At 60.6% G+C, this 17,691-nt stretch carries 13 protein-coding genes; 5 read left to right on the top strand and 8 right to left on the bottom strand.

Annotated elements, in window-relative coordinates; all coding sequences use genetic code 11:
- Positions 1-11: 11 nt before the first annotated feature.
- The 7 genes from cmk to mtnA all read right to left on the bottom strand — a co-directional run bounded on the left by cmk (position 12) and on the right by mtnA (position 10,647).
- Positions 12-701 (bottom strand): (d)CMP kinase, encoded by a 690-nt coding sequence (cmk, locus tag K5R88_RS29905; protein WP_008031791.1) that lies wholly within the window; start codon positions 699-701, stop codon positions 12-14.
- Positions 698-2,905, bottom strand: a complete 2,208-nt coding sequence (locus K5R88_RS29900) for a bifunctional prephenate dehydrogenase/3-phosphoshikimate 1-carboxyvinyltransferase (RefSeq protein WP_230427588.1) — start codon at positions 2,903-2,905, stop codon at positions 698-700. Before K5R88_RS29900 ends, cmk begins: the two co-directional genes overlap by 4 nt.
- Positions 2,906-2,933: 28 nt before the next feature.
- Positions 2,934-4,046, bottom strand: a complete 1,113-nt coding sequence (gene hisC, locus K5R88_RS29895) for a histidinol-phosphate transaminase (RefSeq protein ID WP_008031795.1) — start codon at positions 4,044-4,046, stop codon at positions 2,934-2,936.
- Positions 4,047-4,056: 10 nt separating this feature from the next.
- Entirely contained in the window at positions 4,057-5,151 is a 1,095-nt protein-coding gene (gene pheA, locus K5R88_RS29890; RefSeq protein WP_007899727.1) for a prephenate dehydratase, read from the bottom strand.
- Positions 5,151-6,236, bottom strand: a complete 1,086-nt coding sequence (serC, locus tag K5R88_RS29885) for a 3-phosphoserine/phosphohydroxythreonine transaminase (RefSeq protein WP_223451128.1) — start codon at positions 6,234-6,236, stop codon at positions 5,151-5,153. Before serC ends, pheA begins: the two co-directional genes overlap by 1 nt.
- Before the next feature lie 252 nt (positions 6,237-6,488).
- On the bottom strand, positions 6,489-9,143 hold the full coding sequence (gene gyrA, locus K5R88_RS29880) for a DNA gyrase subunit A (protein ID WP_192226146.1): 2,655 nt from the start codon (positions 9,141-9,143) through the stop codon (positions 6,489-6,491).
- 427 nt (positions 9,144-9,570) lie between these two features.
- Positions 9,571-10,647 carry an S-methyl-5-thioribose-1-phosphate isomerase gene (mtnA, locus tag K5R88_RS29875; RefSeq protein WP_008031801.1) on the bottom strand — a complete coding sequence of 359 codons (1,077 nt, stop codon included), beginning with the start codon at positions 10,645-10,647 and terminating at the stop codon, positions 9,571-9,573.
- A 108-nt stretch (positions 10,648-10,755) separates the two neighbouring features.
- Here mtnA and K5R88_RS29870 point away from each other — a divergent pair, with 108 nt between their 5' ends.
- The 5 genes from K5R88_RS29870 (at position 10,756) to K5R88_RS29850 (ending at position 15,745) form a co-directional block, all read left to right on the top strand.
- Positions 10,756-12,090 carry a TRZ/ATZ family hydrolase gene (locus K5R88_RS29870; RefSeq protein WP_192416969.1) on the top strand — a complete coding sequence of 445 codons (1,335 nt, stop codon included), beginning with the start codon at positions 10,756-10,758 and terminating at the stop codon, positions 12,088-12,090.
- Positions 12,091-12,146: 56 nt separating this feature from the next.
- The gene (ubiG, locus tag K5R88_RS29865; protein ID WP_008031806.1) at positions 12,147-12,845 is read left to right on the top strand and encodes a bifunctional 2-polyprenyl-6-hydroxyphenol methylase/3-demethylubiquinol 3-O-methyltransferase UbiG; all 699 of its coding nucleotides are present in this window, start codon (positions 12,147-12,149) and stop codon (positions 12,843-12,845) included.
- 4 nt (positions 12,846-12,849) lie between these two features.
- Entirely contained in the window at positions 12,850-13,521 is a 672-nt protein-coding gene (gene mupP, locus K5R88_RS29860; RefSeq protein ID WP_008031808.1) for an N-acetylmuramic acid 6-phosphate phosphatase MupP, read from the top strand.
- Positions 13,522-13,700: 179 nt separating this feature from the next.
- Positions 13,701-14,441 carry a YciK family oxidoreductase gene (locus tag K5R88_RS29855; RefSeq protein WP_008031809.1) on the top strand — a complete coding sequence of 247 codons (741 nt, stop codon included), beginning with the start codon at positions 13,701-13,703 and terminating at the stop codon, positions 14,439-14,441.
- A 377-nt stretch (positions 14,442-14,818) separates the two neighbouring features.
- The gene (locus K5R88_RS29850) at positions 14,819-15,745 is read left to right on the top strand and encodes a GGDEF domain-containing protein (RefSeq protein WP_008031811.1); all 927 of its coding nucleotides are present in this window, start codon (positions 14,819-14,821) and stop codon (positions 15,743-15,745) included.
- A 48-nt stretch (positions 15,746-15,793) separates the two neighbouring features.
- Here K5R88_RS29850 and K5R88_RS29845 read toward each other — a convergent pair whose 3' ends face one another.
- Positions 15,794-17,668, bottom strand: coding sequence for an MFS transporter (locus K5R88_RS29845; protein WP_223437710.1), 1,875 nt, complete (start codon positions 17,666-17,668; stop codon positions 15,794-15,796).
- Between the last annotated feature and the right edge of the window lie 23 nt (positions 17,669-17,691).

Raw genomic sequence — 17,691 nt, 5'->3', positions numbered from 1 at the left:
GGCCTTCTTGGTCACCCGGCGATATCGCGAATGGCGATCTCGCTCATGATGCGTTCCAGCACCTGGTCGATGGATAATTCCGTGGAATCCAGCTGTATGGCGTCAGCCGCCGGTTTGAGCGGGGCTACCGCTCGCTGGGTGTCACGCTCATCGCGTGCACGTATCTCATCTAGCAGACTCGACAGACTAACACCATCGACTTTGCCCTTCAACTGCAAGTATCGACGGCGCGCACGCTCCTCGGCACTGGCGGTAAGGAAAATCTTCAACGGTGCATCCGGAAAAACCACCGTACCCATGTCGCGACCATCGGCCACCAGGCCTGGCGCTTCCTGGAATGCACGCTGGCGCTGCAGCAGCGCCTCGCGCACTGCGGGCAACGCCGCGACCTGCGAGGCACCGGAGCCGATGCTTTCGGTACGAATCACATCGCTGACTTCATCACCCTCGAGAATGATGCGCTGCAACTGACCGTCGGTCGCCGCGATGAACTGCACATCCAGATGAGCGGCAAGTTTTTTCAGCAATTCTTCATTGGTGAGGTCGACACCGTGATTGTGCGCAGCGAAGGCCAGCAATCGATAAAGCGCACCGGAATCCAGCAGGTTCCAGCCCAGACGCTTGGCCAGAATGCCAGCTACCGTGCCCTTGCCGGAGCCGCTTGGCCCATCGATGGTGATGACCGGTGCGATGTTTTTCACGACTGAGCCTCTTGTGCAACACGGATACCGACCTGCGCGCACAGCGCCAGGAAGTTCGGGAACGACGTTGCGACGTTGGCACAGTCATGGATGCGAATTGGCGCAGTGGCACGCAGCGATGCCACGCTGAAAGCCATGGCAATCCGGTGATCGCCATGACCATGCACTTCGCCGCCGCCGATCAGGCCGCCGTCGATGATGATGCCGTCCGGGGTCGGTTCGCATTTGACGCCCAGTGCCAGCAAGCCATCGGCCATGACCTGGATCCGGTCCGATTCCTTGACGCGCAATTCTTCGGCGCCACGCAGGATGGTGCGCCCTTCGGCACAGGCCGCCGCCACGAACAGCACCGGGAATTCGTCGATGGCCAATGGAACCAGCGCTTCGGGAATCTCGATACCTTTGAGTTTAGCTGCACGCACGCGCAGGTCCGCTACCGGTTCGCCGCCGACTTCACGCTGGTTTTCCAGGGTGATGTCAGCGCCCATCAGACGCAGAATGTCGATCACGCCGGTACGGGTCGGGTTGATGCCGACATGCTCGAGCACCAGTTCGGAACCTTCGGCAATGGACGCCGCCACCAGGAAGAACGCCGACGACGAAATATCGCCCGGCACTTCAATGTGGGTCGCAGTCAGCTTGTGCCCGGATTCGACCGACGCCGTAGCGCCGTTGACGCTGACCGGGTAGCCGAAGCCGCGCAGCATGCGCTCGGTGTGGTCGCGCGTCGGTGCAGGCTCGGTGACGGTGGTTTTGCCATCAGCGTACAGGCCGGCCAACAGCAGGCAGGATTTAACCTGGGCACTGGCCATCGGCATGGTGTAGGTCAGGCCTTTGAGCTTGTTACCGCCACGAATGATCATCGGTGGACGACCTTCAGCGGCAGTCTCGATCACGGCGCCCATTTCACGCAGCGGATTGGCCACGCGATTCATCGGACGCTTGGACAGCGAGGCATCACCGGTCAAGGTGCTGTCGAAGTTCTGCGCGGCCAGCAGGCCGGACAGCAGACGCATCGAGGTGCCGGAGTTGCCCAGATAGATCGGGCCCGGCGCAGGCTTCAGGCCATGCAGGCCGACGCCGTGGATGGTCACGCGACCGTGGTGCGGACCTTCGATCACGACACCCATGTCGCGGAAGGCCTGCAAGGTCGCCAGAGCGTCTTCGCCCTCGAGGAAGCCTTCGACTTCGGTGACGCCTTCGGCCAGGGAGCCGAGCATGATCGAACGGTGGGAAATCGATTTATCGCCCGGTACACGAATCCGCCCAGTCAGGCGGCCACCAGGTTGTCCCAGGAAAATCAGGTCGTTGGAGTTCATAGCGTCCACATAAGCCCGGCGAGCCAGGATTTTACTGAAATGTTCGCGGGCAACCCGGGCGCGCGTGAACACGCCCAACAATTGGTGCCCATCCCCTGCATCGACCGCGTCGCGCAAGGCGTCGAGGTCGCTGCGAAATGTATCAAGCGTGCGCAGGACAGCTTCGCGGTTGGCGAGGAAGATGTCGTGCCACATGACCGGGTCACTTCCCGCGATTCTTGTGAAATCGCGGAAACCGCCGGCAGCGTAACGGAAGATCTCAAGGTTTTCATTGCGCTTGGCCAACGAATCGACCAAACCGAACGCCAGCAAGTGCGGCAAATGGCTGGTCGCCGCCAACACTTCGTCGTGACGTTCGACCTGCATGTGCTCGACATCGGCGCCCAGCTCACGCCACAACCGGTCGACCACGGCCAGCGCGGCCGGATCGGTTTGGTCCAGCGGCGTCAGAATCACTTTATGACGACGGAACAGTTCGGCATTGGAGGCTTCCACCCCGCTCTGCTCGGAACCGGCAATCGGATGGCCCGGCACGAAACGCGCCGGCATGCCGCCAAACGCTTCAGTCGCGGCGCGCACGACGTTGCCCTTGGCACTGCCGACATCCGTCAGAATCGCTTGCCCAAGGTCCATGCCGGCCAACCGGCCGAGCATCTTTTCCATGGCCAGGATCGGCACCGCGAGTTGAATCACGTCGGCGCCCTGGCAGGCAACGGCCAGGTCTTCTTCGCAGCGATCCACCACGCCCAACTCGACCGCGAGCTTGCGCGACTGTGGATCGAGATCGACACCCACCACTTCGCGGCACAGGCCGCTTTCACGCAGCCCCTTGGCAAACGAACCGCCGATCAACCCGAGACCGACCACCACCAGGCGACCGATCATAGGTTCAGCAGATTGCAGAGCAGTGACATCAACCACGAGCCAGAACCTTGGTCAGCGCCTCAAGGAAGCGGCTGTTTTCCGCCGGCAGGCCGATGGTGATGCGCAAGTGGTTCGGCATGCCATAATTGGCCACCGGACGCACGATCACGCCTTCGCGCAACAAACCCTGGAAGACCGGCAAGGCAACACGGCCGAGATCGACGCAGATGAAGTTGCCCTTGGACGGGATCCAGCTCAGCCCCAGTTCGCGGAAACCCGCTTCGAGCTGCAGCATGCCGGCTTCGTTCAGGCGACGGCTTTCAGCCAGGTACTCGGCGTCTTGCAACGCGGCGCAGGCAGCGGCCAGAGCCAGGCTGTTGACGTTGAACGGCTGACGCACACGGTTCAGCACGTCGGCAACCACCGCCGTGGACAAGCCGTAACCAACGCGCAACGCCGCCAGGCCATAGGCCTTGGAGAAGGTGCGCGAAACCAGCAGGTTCGGGTACGCCGCCAGGAAATCCAGACCATCCGGCAAGTCGCTGCCTTCGGCGTATTCGATGTAGGCCTCGTCCAGCACCACCAGCACGTGCTCCGGCACATCCTGCAGGAACTCGTCCAGCGCTTCGGCGCCAAACCAGGTTCCGGTCGGGTTGTTCGGGTTGGCGATGAAGACCACACGGGTATCGGCATCGATCGCGGCCAGCATGGCCGACAGATCATGGCCCCAGTCTTTGGCCGGGATCACTTTGGCCGTCGCACCGACGGCCTGGGTGACGATCGGATAGACCGCGAACGCATGCTCACTGAACACCGCATTCAGGCCCGGCGCCAGATAGGCACGCGCGACCAGTTCCAGGATGTCGTTGGAACCGTTGCCCAGCGTCACCTGATTCAGTTCGACGCGGCACTGATCGGCCAGCAGGGTCTTGAGCGCAAAACCGTTGCCATCTGGATAACGGGTCAGCTCGGCCAATTCTTCGCGAATGGCCGCCAAAGCCTTTGGACTGGCGCCCAACGGGTTTTCGTTGCTCGCCAGTTTGACGATGCTGGCCGGATCGATGTCCAGCTCGCGCGCCAGTTCGTCCACGGGTTTGCCCGGAACGTAAGGCGACAGTTGTTGCACGCCCGGCTGTGCCAGAGCGAGGAAGTTGCCACTCATTTGCTACCCCTTAGAGAACGGCTTTCGGGTAGGAACCCAACACTTTAAGTGCCACTGCTTCCTGACTGATCTTTTCCAGCACACCCTTTACCAGCGGATCGCGGTGATGGCCGACGAAGTCGATGAAGAACACATAGGTCCATTTACCGCTACGCGAAGGACGTGTCTCGATGCGTGTCAGGTCGATGCCATTGTCGTGGAACGGCACCAGCAACTCGTGAAGCGCGCCCGGCTTGTTGCTCATGGAGACGATGATCGACGTCTTGTCGTCGCCGGTTGGCGGCACTTCCTGGCTGCCGATCATCAGGAATCGCGTGGAGTTGTCCGGGCGATCCTCGATTTTCTCGGCCAGACGGGTCAGCCCGTACAAGCCTGCGGCCATGTCGCCGGCAATCGCCGCCGAGTTCCACTCACCCTTGACCCGCTTCGCCGCTTCGGCGTTGCTGGAAACCGCGACGCGCTCGACATTCGGGTAGTGTGCATCCAGCCACTTGCGGCACTGCGCCAGCGACTGGGCGTGGGAATAGATGCGGCTGATGCTGTCGGTCTTGGTGTTTTCACCGACCAACAGATGGTGGTGAATCCGCAACTCGACTTCGCCACAGATGACCATGTCGTGTTCGAGGAAGCTGTCGAGCGTGTGGTTGACCGCGCCCTCGGTGGAGTTTTCCACCGGGACCACGCCAAAGTTCACCGCACCGGCCGCCACTTCGCGGAACACTTCGTCGATGGCCGCCATCGGCTTGCTGATCACCGCGTGGCCGAAGTGCTTCATGGCCGCCGCTTGAGTGAAGGTGCCTTCAGGACCGAGGTAAGCCACTTTCAGCGGCTGCTCGAGGGCCAGGCACGAAGACATGATTTCGCGGAACAACCGCGCCATTTCTTCGTTGCCCAGCGGGCCCTGATTGCGCTCCATCACACGCTTGAGCACCTGAGCTTCACGCTCAGGACGATAGAACACCGGCACTTCGCCTTCGGCCAGCGAGGCCATCTTTACTCGCGCAACTTCCTGGGCGCAGCGTGCGCGCTCACTGATCAGCTCCAGGACTTTTTCGTCCAGGGCATCAATGCGCAGGCGCAGTGCCTTGAGTTCTTGCTCAGACATTAGCCGTGTTCCTTCTCGAACTCTGCCATGTACGAAACCAGTGCGTTGACCGCAACGATATCGACGGCGTTATAGATGGAGGCGCGCATGCCACCCACGGAACGGTGACCCTTGAGGTTCAGCAGGCCACGCTCGTCGGCACCGGCCAGGAATGGCTTGTCCAGACGATCGTCAGCCAGGCGGAACGGCACGTTCATCCACGAGCGATCCGACTTGTTGATCGGGTTGCTGTACAGGCCGCTGGCATCAATGAAGTCGTACAGCGTGCGCTGTTTCACTTCGTTGAGCTTGCCGATGGCTTCGACGCCGCCCTGCTCTTTCAGCCACTCGAACACCAGGCCAGACAGGTACCAGGCCAGTGTTGGCGGGGTGTTGTACATCGAGCCGTTATCGGCCGCGACCTTGTAGTTGAGCATGGTCGGGCACAGGGAACGGGCGTGCCCCAGCAGGTCTTCACGAACGATGTTGACGACGATGCCGCTCGGGCCGATGTTTTTCTGGGCGCCGGCGTAGATCATGCCGAAACGCGAAACATCAATCGGGCGCGAGAGAATGTCCGAAGACATGTCGGCGACCAGCGGAACGTCACCGGTTTCCGGGACCCAGTTGAACTCCAGACCACCAATGGTTTCGTTCGGTGCGTAGTGAACGTAGGCCGCGTCTTTCGACAGCTTCCATTCGTTCTGGCCGGGAATCGCGAAATAGTCGTAAGGCTTGGCGGTGGCGGCAACGTTGACGTGACCGTAGCGCGACGCTTCTTCGATGGCTTTCTGCGACCAGATACCGGTGTCGATATAGTCGGCAGTGCCGCTTTCCGGCAGCAGGTTCAGAGGGATCTGAGCAAACTGCTGGCTGGCGCCACCTTGCAGGAACAGCACTTTATAGTTCGAGGGGATATTCAGCAGATCACGCAGATCCTGCTCGGCCTTGGTGGCGATGGACACGAACTCATCACTGCGATGGCTCATTTCCATGACCGACAGACCCTTGCCGTGCCAATCAAGGAGTTCACCCTGGGCGCGCTGCAGGACAGCTTCGGGAAGTGCCGCAGGACCGGCACAGAAGTTATAGGCTCTCTTGCTCACATCCAATCTCGCTCTGATTTGGTGGTAATCACGCAATAAATCACAACATCAATCGACACAGGGTCCCTGCCGAAGCAGAAAACCTGTGGGAGCGAGCCTGCTCGCGAATGCATCACCGCGGTGCTTCAGAGGTACCGCGGCGCCTGCATCGCGAGCAGGCTCGCTCCCACATGGGATGTCCCTGGATATCGAAATTTTCCGTTCGGACAAACAACAAGGGGGCGAATTTTCATCCGCCCCCTGTTTGTCCGCTTACTCTTGCGGTTCTTCGTCAGCGGCAGCGTCGAGTTGCTGGTCTTCAACAACGTCGTCGATCACGACTTCGCCGTCGAACACCGCACCCTCTTCGCCTTCCAGCTCTTCGCCTTCGACTTCCGACGGCTCCTGCACCCGCTCCAGACCGACCAGCGTTTCGTCGCTGGCCAGTTTGATCAGGGTCACGCCCTGGGTATTTCGACCCAGGCTGGAAACTTCGTCGACACGGGTACGAACCAACGTACCCTGGTCGGAAATCAGCATGATTTCCTCGCCGTCGAGCACCTGAACCGCGCCGACCAGACGGCCGTTACGGTCGTTGCTGACCATGGCGATAACGCCCTGGCCGCCACGCTTGTACTCAGGGAACTCGGTGATCGCCGTACGCTTGCCGAAACCACGCGCCGAAGCGGTGAGGATCTGGCTGCCTTCTTCCGGGATCAGCATGGAAATCAGCTTCTGGCCTTCCGGCAGACGCATGCCGCGGACACCGCGAGCGGTACGGCCCATGGCACGAACGTCGGTTTCCTTGAAGCGAGTGACCTTGCCGCCGTCGGAGAACAGCATGACTTCGCGCTCGCCATCGGTAATGGCGGCAGAGATCAGTACGTCACCTTCGTCCAGCTCCAGCGCGATCAGACCGACGCTGCGTTGACGGCTGAAGGATTCCAGCGGGGTCTTCTTCACGGTGCCTTTGGCAGTCGCCATGAAGATGAAGTGACCTTCGGTGTATTCCTCGACCGGCAGCATGGTGGTGATGTATTCATCACTGTCCAGCGGCAGCAGGTTGACCAGCGGACGACCACGGGCAGCGCGGGATGCTTCCGGGATTTCGTAGGTTTTCAGCCAGTACACCTTGCCCTTGCTGGAGAACAGCAGCAGCGTGGTGTGGCTGTTGGCGACCAGCAGGTGAGCGATGTAGTCCTCATCCTTGACGCCAGTCGCCGATTTGCCTTTACCGCCACGACGCTGGGCCTGGTACGCAGCCAATGGCTGGGTCTTGGCGTAGCCACCGTGGGAAATGGTCACGACGCGATCTTCTTCCGGGATCATGTCACCCAGGGTCAGGTCGAGACGGGCATCGAGGATTTCGGTGCGGCGCACGTCGCCGTATTCGGCGCGGATCACTTCCAGCTCTTCGCGGATCACTTCCATCAGGCGCGTGGCGCTGTTGAGGATGCGGATCAGCTCGCCGATCTGGTTGAGGATCTCTTGATACTCGGCCAGCAGTTTTTCGTGTTCCAAACCGGTCAGGCGGTGCAGACGCAGCTCCAGAATGGCTTGCGCCTGTTCCGGCGAGAGGAAGTACTTGCCTTCACGCAGACCGTATTGCGGATCCAGGGTCTCTGGACGGCAAGAGTCGGCACCGGCACGTTCAACCATCGCCACCACGGCAGAGGATTCCCAAGGCGTGCTGATCAGCGCTTCCTTGGCTTCCGACGGCGTTGGCGAGGCCTTGATCAGCGCGATGACCGGGTCGATGTTCGACAGGGCAACCGCCTGGCCTTCCAGAATGTGGCCACGTTCGCGCGCTTTACGCAGCTCGAACACGGTGCGACGGGTAACGACTTCGCGACGGTGACGAACGAAGGCTTCCAGCAGGTCCTTGAGGTTCAGGATCCGCGGACGGCCGTCGATCAGCGCAACGATGTTGATGCCGAATACCGCTTGCAGCTGGGTCTGGGCGTAGAGGTTGTTGAGGATCACCTCAGGCACTTCGCCGCGACGCAGCTCGATCACAACGCGCATACCGTCCTTGTCGGACTCGTCGCGCAGTTCGGTGATGCCTTCGAGCTTCTTCTCTTTAACCAGCTCGGCGATCTTCTCGATCAGACGGGCCTTGTTCAGCTGGTAAGGGAGTTCGGTGATGACGATCTGCTGACGGCCACCGACCTTGTCGATGTCTTCGATGATCGAGCGGGCGCGCATATAAATGCGGCCGCGACCGGTGCGGTAGGCTTCGATGATGCCGGCGCGACCGTTGATGATCGCTGCGGTCGGGAAGTCCGGACCAGGGATGTATTGCATCAGCTCATCGATGGTCAACTCGGGGTTGTCGATGAGCGCCAGGCAACCGTCGATGACTTCACCGAGGTTGTGTGGCGGGATGTTGGTCGCCATGCCCACGGCGATACCGCTGGAGCCGTTGACCAGCAGGTTGGGAATACGGGTCGGCATGACCGCCGGGATCATTTCGGTGCCGTCGTAGTTCGGCACCCAGTCCACGGTTTCTTTATGCAGGTCAGCCAGCAGCTCGTGCGCCAGCTTGGTCATGCGCACTTCGGTGTATCGCATGGCCGCGGCGTTGTCGCCGTCCACCGAACCGAAGTTGCCCTGACCGTCTACCAGCAGGTAGCGCAGCGAGAATGGCTGCGCCATCCGAACGATGGTGTCGTACACCGCGGTATCACCGTGCGGGTGATACTTACCGATCACGTCACCGACAACACGGGCAGATTTCTTGTACGGCTTGTTGAAGTCGTTGCCCAGCTCGCTCATCGCGAACAGCACGCGCCGGTGCACGGGCTTCAAGCCATCGCGCGCATCCGGCAGTGCCCGCCCGACAATTACGCTCATTGCGTAGTCGAGGTAGGACTGCTTCAGCTCGTCTTCGATATTGACCGGGAGGATTTCTTTGGCCAGTTCGCCCATGAGAAGCTCGATTCCTTTTTCTGGTGAAACCTCGTCACATCCATATGGGACGAACGAAGCTCGCCGCTGCAGGCTGAGTGCCATGCACCGACTTACGACAAATCAACGAGTTATGCCATGGATTTGCGCAGTAAAGACAACCCCGTGGGACTGCCTCGGAAAACGCCGGATGTTATCACAAGAGCCGCCACGCACCTATCCCCCAGATGCGCATGGAGTGTAGTTAGTTGACTGATGGCAGGCTTGAAGGGGACGAGAGGGGCTTAGAGCTGCTGCGAATGCAGAATCCGGGGCTGAATTACAGATGTTTATTGACTTTCAGACCCTAATCGCCAGCAGGCTGGCCCCCACATTTGATCCGTGTCGATCACAAACCCTGTGGGAGCCAGCCTGCTGGCGATGGCGTCCTTTCGAACGCCACGGCCAATCAATGCAACCGCTTGCGGCACATCAACTGCGCCATTTTCGCGGTGTCCGGGCGTTCGACGATGCCTTTTTCCGTGACGATCGCGTCAATCAAGTCCGCCGGGGTGACGTCGAACACCGGATTGAACGCATCCACATCCGCCCCGACCCGCTTGCCACCGACTTCCAGCAACTCGCGCCCATCTCGCTCTTCAATCGGAATGTCATCGCCGCTGGCCAGGTTCATGTCGATGGTCGAACTCGGTGCCACCACCATGAAACGCACGCCGTGGTGCATGGCGTTGACCGCCAGTTGATAAGTGCCGATCTTGTTGGCCACGTCGCCATTGGCGGTGATCCGGTCGGCACCGACGATGACCCAGGTGATGCCTTTGGTCTTCATGATGTGAGCCGCAGCGGAGTCGGCATTGAGGGTCACGGGGATGCCTTCGTTGGCCAGCTCCCACGCCGTCAGTCGCGAACCTTGCAGCCAGGGACGGGTTTCGTCGGCATAAACACGCTCGACCATGCCTTCAATGAACGCCCCGCGAATGACGCCCAAAGCCGTACCAAAACCGCCGGTGGCCAGTGCGCCGGTGTTGCAGTGGGTCAGGATCGCCTGGGCGTTGCCCTGGTGCTTGCGGATCAGGTCCACACCCAGTTGCGCCATGGTCAGATTGGCTTCGCGATCACTTTCATGAATGGCGATGGCTTCCGCTTCCAGCGCCGCGAGAGGATCGGCATCGCCCTTGATACGATCAAGGCGGTCACGCATGCGACTCAGCGCCCAGAACAGGTTCACCGCCGTTGGACGGGAATCGGCCAGCAACGCGTAATCCTCTTCCCACGCGGCCTGCCAGTCACCGCCCTCGAGAATTCGGGCGCGTGCTGAAAGCACCATGGCATAGGCGGCACTGATACCAATCGCCGGCGCGCCACGCACCACCATCGAGCGAATAGCCTCGGCCACGCCAGCCGCGCTGGTGTAGGCAATCCAGGTTTCCTCGAACGGCAAAATACGCTGATCCAGCAGGTACAGGGCGCCATCACGCCAATCGATGGCCTTCACCTTCTCCGCAGCCAACAGTCGATCGCGCATCCTTCACCCCGCACTCATGAACAAAAGCCGCCGATTATAGCGATCCCCCCGCGAAGACGCTCGGGTATACTTCGCCATCCTTTACAAAAGCACTGGAACCGACCCTCGATGCCGAACACTGCCGCTGCGCTCGACCTGTTATTGCTGCCGACCTGGCTGGTACCCGTCGAACCCGCTGGCGTTGTCCTCAAAGAGCATGGCCTGGGCATCCGCGACGGGCGCATTGTGTTTATCGGCCCGCGGTCCGCCGCGCTGAAGCTTAACGCAACCGAAGTCCGCGAACTGCCGGGCATGCTGCTCAGCCCCGGCCTGATCAATGCTCACGGGCACGCGGCGATGACGCTGTTCCGTGGCCTGGCCGATGACCTGCCGCTGATGACCTGGCTGGAAAACCACATCTGGCCTGCCGAAGCCAAATGGGTCGATGAAGCTTTTGTACGCGATGGCACCGACATTGCCATCGCCGAACAGATAAAAGGTGGCATTACCTGCTTCTCTGACATGTATTTCTTCCCGAAGGTTGCCAGCGAACGTGTGCATAACAGCGGCATACGCGCGCAAATCGCGATTCCGATCCTCGATTTCCCGATCCCGGGCGCCGGCACGGCGGATGACGCCATTCGTCAGGGCGTCGAACTGTTCAACGATCTCAAGCACCACGAGCGCATCAAAGTCACCTTCGGCCCCCACGCGCCCTACACCTTGGGCGACGAAACCCTGGAGAAAATCCGGGTGATTGCCGAAGAACTGGACGCGTCGATTCACATGCACGTCCACGAAACCGCCTTCGAAGTGCAGCAAGCCGTCGAGCAGCGTGGCGAGCGGCCGTTGGCCCGACTGGCACGCCTGGGCCTGCTGGGGCCACGCTTCCAGGCCGTTCACATGACGCAGATCAGCGATGAAGACCTGGTGATGCTGGTAGAAAGCAACACCAATGTGATTCATTGCCCGGAGTCGAACCTGAAGCTGGCCAGCGGTTTCTGCCCGGTAGAACGTTTGTGGCAGGCGGGCGTCAATGTGGCTGTCGGCACCGACGGCGCGGCCAGCAACAACGACCTCGACCTGCTCGGTGAAACCCGCACCGCCGCGTTGCTGGCCAAAGCCGTTGCCGGCTCGGCTACCGCGCTGGACGCTCATCGCGCGCTGCGCATGGCCACGCTGAACGGCGCACGCGCCATGGGCATCGAGGCCGACGTCGGCTCGCTGGAAGTCGGCAAAGCGGCGGACATCGTCGCGTTCGACCTCTCGGGCCTGGCGCAGCAGCCGGTCTACGACCCGGTTTCGCAGCTTATATATGCCACCGGTCGCGACTGCGTGAAACACCTGTGGGTGGGCGGCAAGCAATTGCTCGACGACCGTCGCCTGACCCGCCTGGATGAAGAACAGCTGTGCGCCACCGCCAAGGCCTGGGGCCAGCGCATCAGCGGCCACACCGAATTGTAAGCACCCCGGACTCACCGCCGGGGCAACAGGATTTTTCAAGTTTTAGAGGATGAACCATGAGTAACGTCGACTACGCCGAAATCGCCAAATTCGAAGCCCTGGCCCATCGCTGGTGGGACCGCGAAAGCGAGTTCAAACCGCTGCACGACATCAACCCGCTGCGGGTCAACTGGATTGACGAACGGGTCAATCTGGCCGGCAAGAAAGTTCTCGACATCGGTTGCGGCGGCGGCATCCTCAGCGAAGCCATGGCGCAACGCGGTGCGACCGTGATGGGCATCGACATGGGCGAAGCGCCGCTGGCCGTCGCTCAACTGCACCAGCTTGAGTCGGGCGTGAACGTCGAATACCGGCAGATCACCGCCGAGGCCCTGGCTGAAGAAATGCCGGAACAGTTCGACGTGGTCACGTGCCTGGAAATGCTTGAGCACGTGCCGGATCCCTCCTCGGTGATCCGCGCCTGCTTCAAAATGGTCAAGCCGGGTGGCCAGGTGTTCCTCTCCACGATCAACCGCAACCCGAAGGCGTACCTGTTCGCCATCGTCGGCGCCGAATACATCATGAAGCTGCTGCCGCGCGGCACGCATGACTTCAAGAAATTCATCCGCCCTTCCGAGCTGGGTGCCTGGAGCCGCATGGCGGGCCTGACCGTCAAGGACATCATCGGTTTGACGTACAACCCGCTGACCAAGCACTACAAACTGGCGGCCGACGTGGACGTCAACTACATGATCCAGACCCTGCGCGAGGAATAAGTCGATGCGTATCAGAGCAGTCCTTTTTGACATGGACGGCACGCTGCTCGACACCGCGCCGGACTTCATTGCGATCTGTCAGGCAATGCGCGCCGACCGTGGCTTGCCGCCGATGAACGACAAGCACATCCGCGACGAGATCTCCGGCGGCGCCAAGGCGATGGTCGCGGTGACGTTCAGCATGGACCCGGAATCGCCAGGCTTTGAAGAGCTGCGCCTGGAGTTCCTGGAGCGTTACCTCGTGGGCTGCGCGGTGCACAGCAAGCTGTTCGACGGCATGGGCGAGTTGCTGGCCGACATCGAAAAAGCCAACCTGATCTGGGGCGTGGTCACCAACAAGCCTCTGCGGTTTGCCGAGCCGATCATGCAGCAGCTCGGGCTGGCCGAGCGTTCGGCGCTGCTGATTTGCCCGGATCACGTGAAGAACAGCAAACCGGACCCGGAGCCGTTGATCCTCGCGTGCAAGATGCTCGACCTCGATCCGGCCAGCGTGCTGTTTGTAGGTGATGACCTGCGCGATATCGAATCCGGTCGTGACGCCGGCACCAAGACCGCCGCCGTGACCTTTGGCTACATTCACCCGGACGATAACCCACGGCATTGGGGTGCGGATGTGGTGGTCGATCATCCGCTGGAGTTGCGCAAGGTACTTGATAGCGCTCTGTGTAGTTGTTAAGCCGCTTTTGCAGGAGCACGGCTTCCTACAGGTTTGTGCATTACTCATGTGGGAGCGAGCCTGCTCGCGATAGCGGCGGCTCAGTCGCCATCGATGTTGCCTGCGATACCGCCATCGCGAGCAGGCTCGCTCCCACAGGGATAGCGCTTGTCCGGAAAAAATTTTGTTGAGGTTTCTTTATGTTTGATTATTCCGCCCGCCCTGAATTGCTCAAGGACCGGGTCATCCTGGTCACCGGCGCTGGTCGTGGTATCGGCGCCGCCGCCGCGAAAACCTACGCCGCCCACGGCGCCACCGTGCTGTTGCTGGGCAAGACCGAAGCCAACCTGACTCAGGTCTACGACGAAATCGAGGCCGCCGGTCATCCACAACCGGCGGTGATCCCGTTCAACCTGGAAACCGCCCTGCCCCATCAATACGATGAGTTGGCGGCGATGATCGAGACCGAGTTCGGCCACCTCGACGGCTTGCTGCACAACGCCTCGATCATTGGTCCGCGCACGCCGATCGAACAGCTCTCCGGCGAGAACTTCATGCGTGTCATGCAAGTCAACGTCAACGCGATGTTCATGCTCACCAGCACCCTGCTGCCGCTGCTCAAACTGTCGCAGGACGCTTCGGTGGTGTTCACTTCCAGCAGCGTCGGCCGCAAGGGTCGTGCGTATTGGGGCGCTTATGGCGTCTCCAAGTTCGCCACCGAAGGCTTGATGCAAACCCTGGCCGACGAAGTCGACACCGTCGCACCGGTGCGCTCCAACAGCATCAACCCCGGCGCCACCCGCACCAGCATGCGCGCCCAGGCTTATCCCGGCGAAAATCCACTGAACAACCCGACACCCGAGGAGATCATGCCGGTCTACCTCTACCTGATGGGCCCGGACAGCACCGGCATCAACGGCCAGGCATTCAACGCGCAGTAACACCGTGCGTCGCTTTTGTGCCGTGGCGAATTACCGTCACGGCACTTAAAAAGCGTCGCAACCGCACCTGTTTTTAGTCAAATAAATGTCATGAAACGGGCCAGACAAAGCCAAAAACACTTTCAAGGCATTGATTTTCAACAGCTTTTATTCAAATGAACCGAATGGCATGACTTTCGCTCTATATCTGCTCAGACACGCCGAGTGAGTGAAAGCAGTCGGGCAGGCCTTCGAGTCGATAGGTTACTAATCTTCAGCAAAGCAGATTAGACTTGCGCCAAATGTCCTACGGGACTGATGGACCAGTATGACGCGCAGCCCAAAGCCGCTCTCACCCAGCCTGTAAGACAGCCTTACTGCTTAGAGGCGCACGCCATATGAAATCACCTTCCCAGACCAACGCAATTGACTTCGATAGCGCCAAATTGCAACGCCTGGGCTTTGGTCAGCAGCCCCCTCTTCTGGAGAGGCCGGTCAGCCTTGCGCAATTGCGCCAGCAACTGAGTTTGCAGCTGCAAACCAGTCTTGAGCCGCAACGCATTCTTGGGCTCTTCTACCGTGAAATTCAGCGTCTCGTACCGCTCGACGCCTTGAGCTACCAGCACAAGGCCAGCGACTTGCGTCTGGAATACGGCCAGCGCGGCCACCACTCGATCAGTTACACCCTCAGCCACGAAGGCGAGCAGCTGGGTGAACTGGTGTTCCGTCGCAATCAGCGTTTCAGTGAGCAGGAACTGGGCAACCTTGAGTCGCTGCTGTCCGCATTGCTGTACCCGATGCGCAATGCCCTGCTCTACCGCGCCGCCACCCAAAGCGCCCTGCGCGACCCGCTCACGGACACCGGCAACCGCATTGCCATGGACCAGACGCTGCAACGGGAAATCGACATGTCGCGTCGGCATCTGCAGCCCTTGTCGCTGTTGATGCTGGACATCGACCATTTCAAACAAATCAACGACACCCATGGCCACAGCGCTGGCGATGACGTGCTCAAGGGAGTCGCCGCCTCGATCAAAAGCCAGCTGCGCAACGTGGACATGGTGTTCCGCTTTGGTGGCGAGGAGTTTTTGATTCTGCTGTCCAACACCGGCCGGGAAGCCGCCGCCATGGTCGGCGAGCGCCTGCGACTCGCGGCGCAAGCCAAGGATTTTTCGGCTGATGGCAACCTGATCGAGCTGACCGTCAGCCTCGGCTGTTCGACCCTGTTGCCCGGCGAATCGGCCGAGAGCCTGCTGCGTCGGGCCGACAGCGCGCTTTATGTGGCCAAGCGCGAAGGACGCAACCGCTTGGCGATGGCGGGCTGACTCCCGCCAGCACGGGCTCGCGAAAGTAGCGGCCCGCATCGACAGGGATCAGCGGACAGCGCCGCGCAACTCTCCGACCATCCCTTGCAGCTTCGCCGGCTCCGCCGCTTCTACCGCCACCGCCGGCCCCGCCACCAGAGTCACCCGCGACCACAGCCGACGGAACAGGCCCTTGTCGGGATCGCGACTGAAGAAACTCCCCCACAACCCCTGCAATGCCAGCGGAATCACCGGCACCGGCGTCTCTTCGAGAATCCGCGTCAACCCGCCCTTGAACTCGTTGATCTCGCCATCGGCGGTCAATTTGCCTTCAGGGAAGATGCACACCAGCTCACCGTCCTTCAGATATTGAGCAATACGCGTGAAGGCCTTTTCGTAAATCTGAATGTCTTCCTGACGTCCCGCGATCGGAATCGTCCCGGCCGTGCGGAAGATAAAGTTCAGCACCGGCAGGTTGTAGATCTTGTAATACATCACAAAGCGAATCGGCCGACGCACCGCGCCGCCAATCAGCAGCGCGTCGACGAAAGACACGTGGTTGCACACCAGCAACGCCGCGCCCTCATCCGGAATCAGCTCCAGATTGCGATGCTCCACGCGGTACATGGAATGGCTGAGCAGCCAGATCATGAAACGCATGCTGAACTCGGGGACGATCTTGAAGATGTAGGCGTTGACGCCGATGTTCAGCAGCGACACCACCAGGAACAGGTGCGGGATCGACAGCTTGGCCAAGCTCAGCAGCACGATCGAGACAATCGCCGAGACCACCATGAACAGCGCGTTGAGAATATTGTTGGCGGCAATCACCCGCGCCCGCTCGTTCTCCGGGGTGCGCGACTGAATCAGCGCGTACAGCGGCACGATGTAGAAACCACCGAAAACCCCGAGACCGAGAATGTCGGTCAATACCAGCCAGGTGTGACCAAAGCCGAGGATTTCGATCCAGCCATGGCCGTCGACACTCTCGGGAATTCCGCCGGAATGCCACCACAGCAGCAATCCGAATACCGTCAGGCCAAACGAGCCGAACGGCACCAGACCGATCTCGACTTTGCGTCCGGACAGTCTTTCGCAGAGCAGCGAGCCGAGTGCGATACCCACCGAAAACACGGTAAGAATCAGCGTCACCACGGTTTCGTCGCCGTGCATCCATTCCTTGGCGTAGGCCGGGATTTGCGTCAGGTAAATCGCCCCGACAAACCAGAACCACGAGTTGCCGACAATCGAGCGCGACACCGCCGGCGTTTGTCCCAGGCCCAGTTTCAGGGTGGCCCAGGATTGGCTGAAGATGTTCCAGTTCAGACGCATTTCCGGCGATGAGGCCGCCGCCCGCGGAATGCTGCGACTGGCCAGGTAACCGAGCACGGCAATGCCGATGATCGCCGTGGACACGATGGGCGCGTAATGCGCGGAGGACATCATGATCCCGGCGCCGATGGTCCCGGCGAGGATGGCCAGGAAGGTGCCCATTTCCACCAGACCGTTGCCGCCCACCAGCTCCTCTTCATGCAAGGCCTGGGGCAGGATCGAGTATTTCACCGGCCCGAACAGCGCCGAGTGCGTGCCCATGGCGAACAGCGCCAGCAGCATCAGCGACAGGTGATCGAAGACAAACCCCACCGCGCCGACCGCCATGATGGCGATTTCCCCGAGTTTGATCAGACGGATCAGCGCGTCCTTGGCGAACTTCTCGCCAAACTGCCCGGCCAACGCCGAAAACAGAAAGAACGGCAGGATGAACAGCAGCGCACACAAATTGACCCAGATCGAGCGATCACCCTCAATGGTCAACTTGTACAGAATGGCGAGGATCAACGATTGCTTGAAGACGTTGTCGTTGAACGCCCCGAGGGACTGGGTCACGAAAAACGGCAGGAAGCGCCGGGTGCGAAGCAAGGTGAACTGTGAGGGGTGACTCATCTTCCGTGTGCCCTGATGTTGTT

Source organism: Pseudomonas sp. MM213 (assembly GCF_020423045.1).
Classification (GTDB): Bacteria; Pseudomonadota; Gammaproteobacteria; order Pseudomonadales; family Pseudomonadaceae; genus Aquipseudomonas; species Aquipseudomonas migulae.
Note: the sequence above shows the minus strand (reverse complement) of the source record. Positions and strands in the feature narration are given on the sequence as shown.

What these genes read in the sequence shown, in the direction of transcription:
- K5R88_RS29900 (WP_230427588.1), bottom strand. Translation starts at nt 2,905, where the DNA reads ATGATCGGTCGCCTGGTGGTGGTCGGTCTCGGGTTGATCGGCGGTTCG.
- hisC (WP_008031795.1), bottom strand. Translation starts at nt 4,046, where the DNA reads ATGAGTGGCAACTTCCTCGCTCTGGCACAGCCGGGCGTGCAACAACTG.
- pheA (WP_007899727.1), bottom strand. Translation starts at nt 5,151, where the DNA reads ATGTCTGAGCAAGAACTCAAGGCACTGCGCCTGCGCATTGATGCCCTG.
- gyrA (WP_192226146.1), bottom strand. Translation starts at nt 9,143, where the DNA reads ATGGGCGAACTGGCCAAAGAAATCCTCCCGGTCAATATCGAAGACGAG.
- mtnA (WP_008031801.1), bottom strand. Translation starts at nt 10,647, where the DNA reads ATGCGCGATCGACTGTTGGCTGCGGAGAAGGTGAAGGCCATCGATTGG.
- K5R88_RS29870 (WP_192416969.1), top strand. Translation starts at nt 10,756, where the DNA reads ATGCCGAACACTGCCGCTGCGCTCGACCTGTTATTGCTGCCGACCTGG.
- ubiG (WP_008031806.1), top strand. Translation starts at nt 12,147, where the DNA reads ATGAGTAACGTCGACTACGCCGAAATCGCCAAATTCGAAGCCCTGGCC.
- mupP (WP_008031808.1), top strand. Translation starts at nt 12,850, where the DNA reads ATGCGTATCAGAGCAGTCCTTTTTGACATGGACGGCACGCTGCTCGAC.
- K5R88_RS29855 (WP_008031809.1), top strand. Translation starts at nt 13,701, where the DNA reads ATGTTTGATTATTCCGCCCGCCCTGAATTGCTCAAGGACCGGGTCATC.
- K5R88_RS29850 (WP_008031811.1), top strand. Translation starts at nt 14,819, where the DNA reads ATGAAATCACCTTCCCAGACCAACGCAATTGACTTCGATAGCGCCAAA.
- K5R88_RS29845 (WP_223437710.1), bottom strand. Translation starts at nt 17,668, where the DNA reads ATGAGTCACCCCTCACAGTTCACCTTGCTTCGCACCCGGCGCTTCCTG.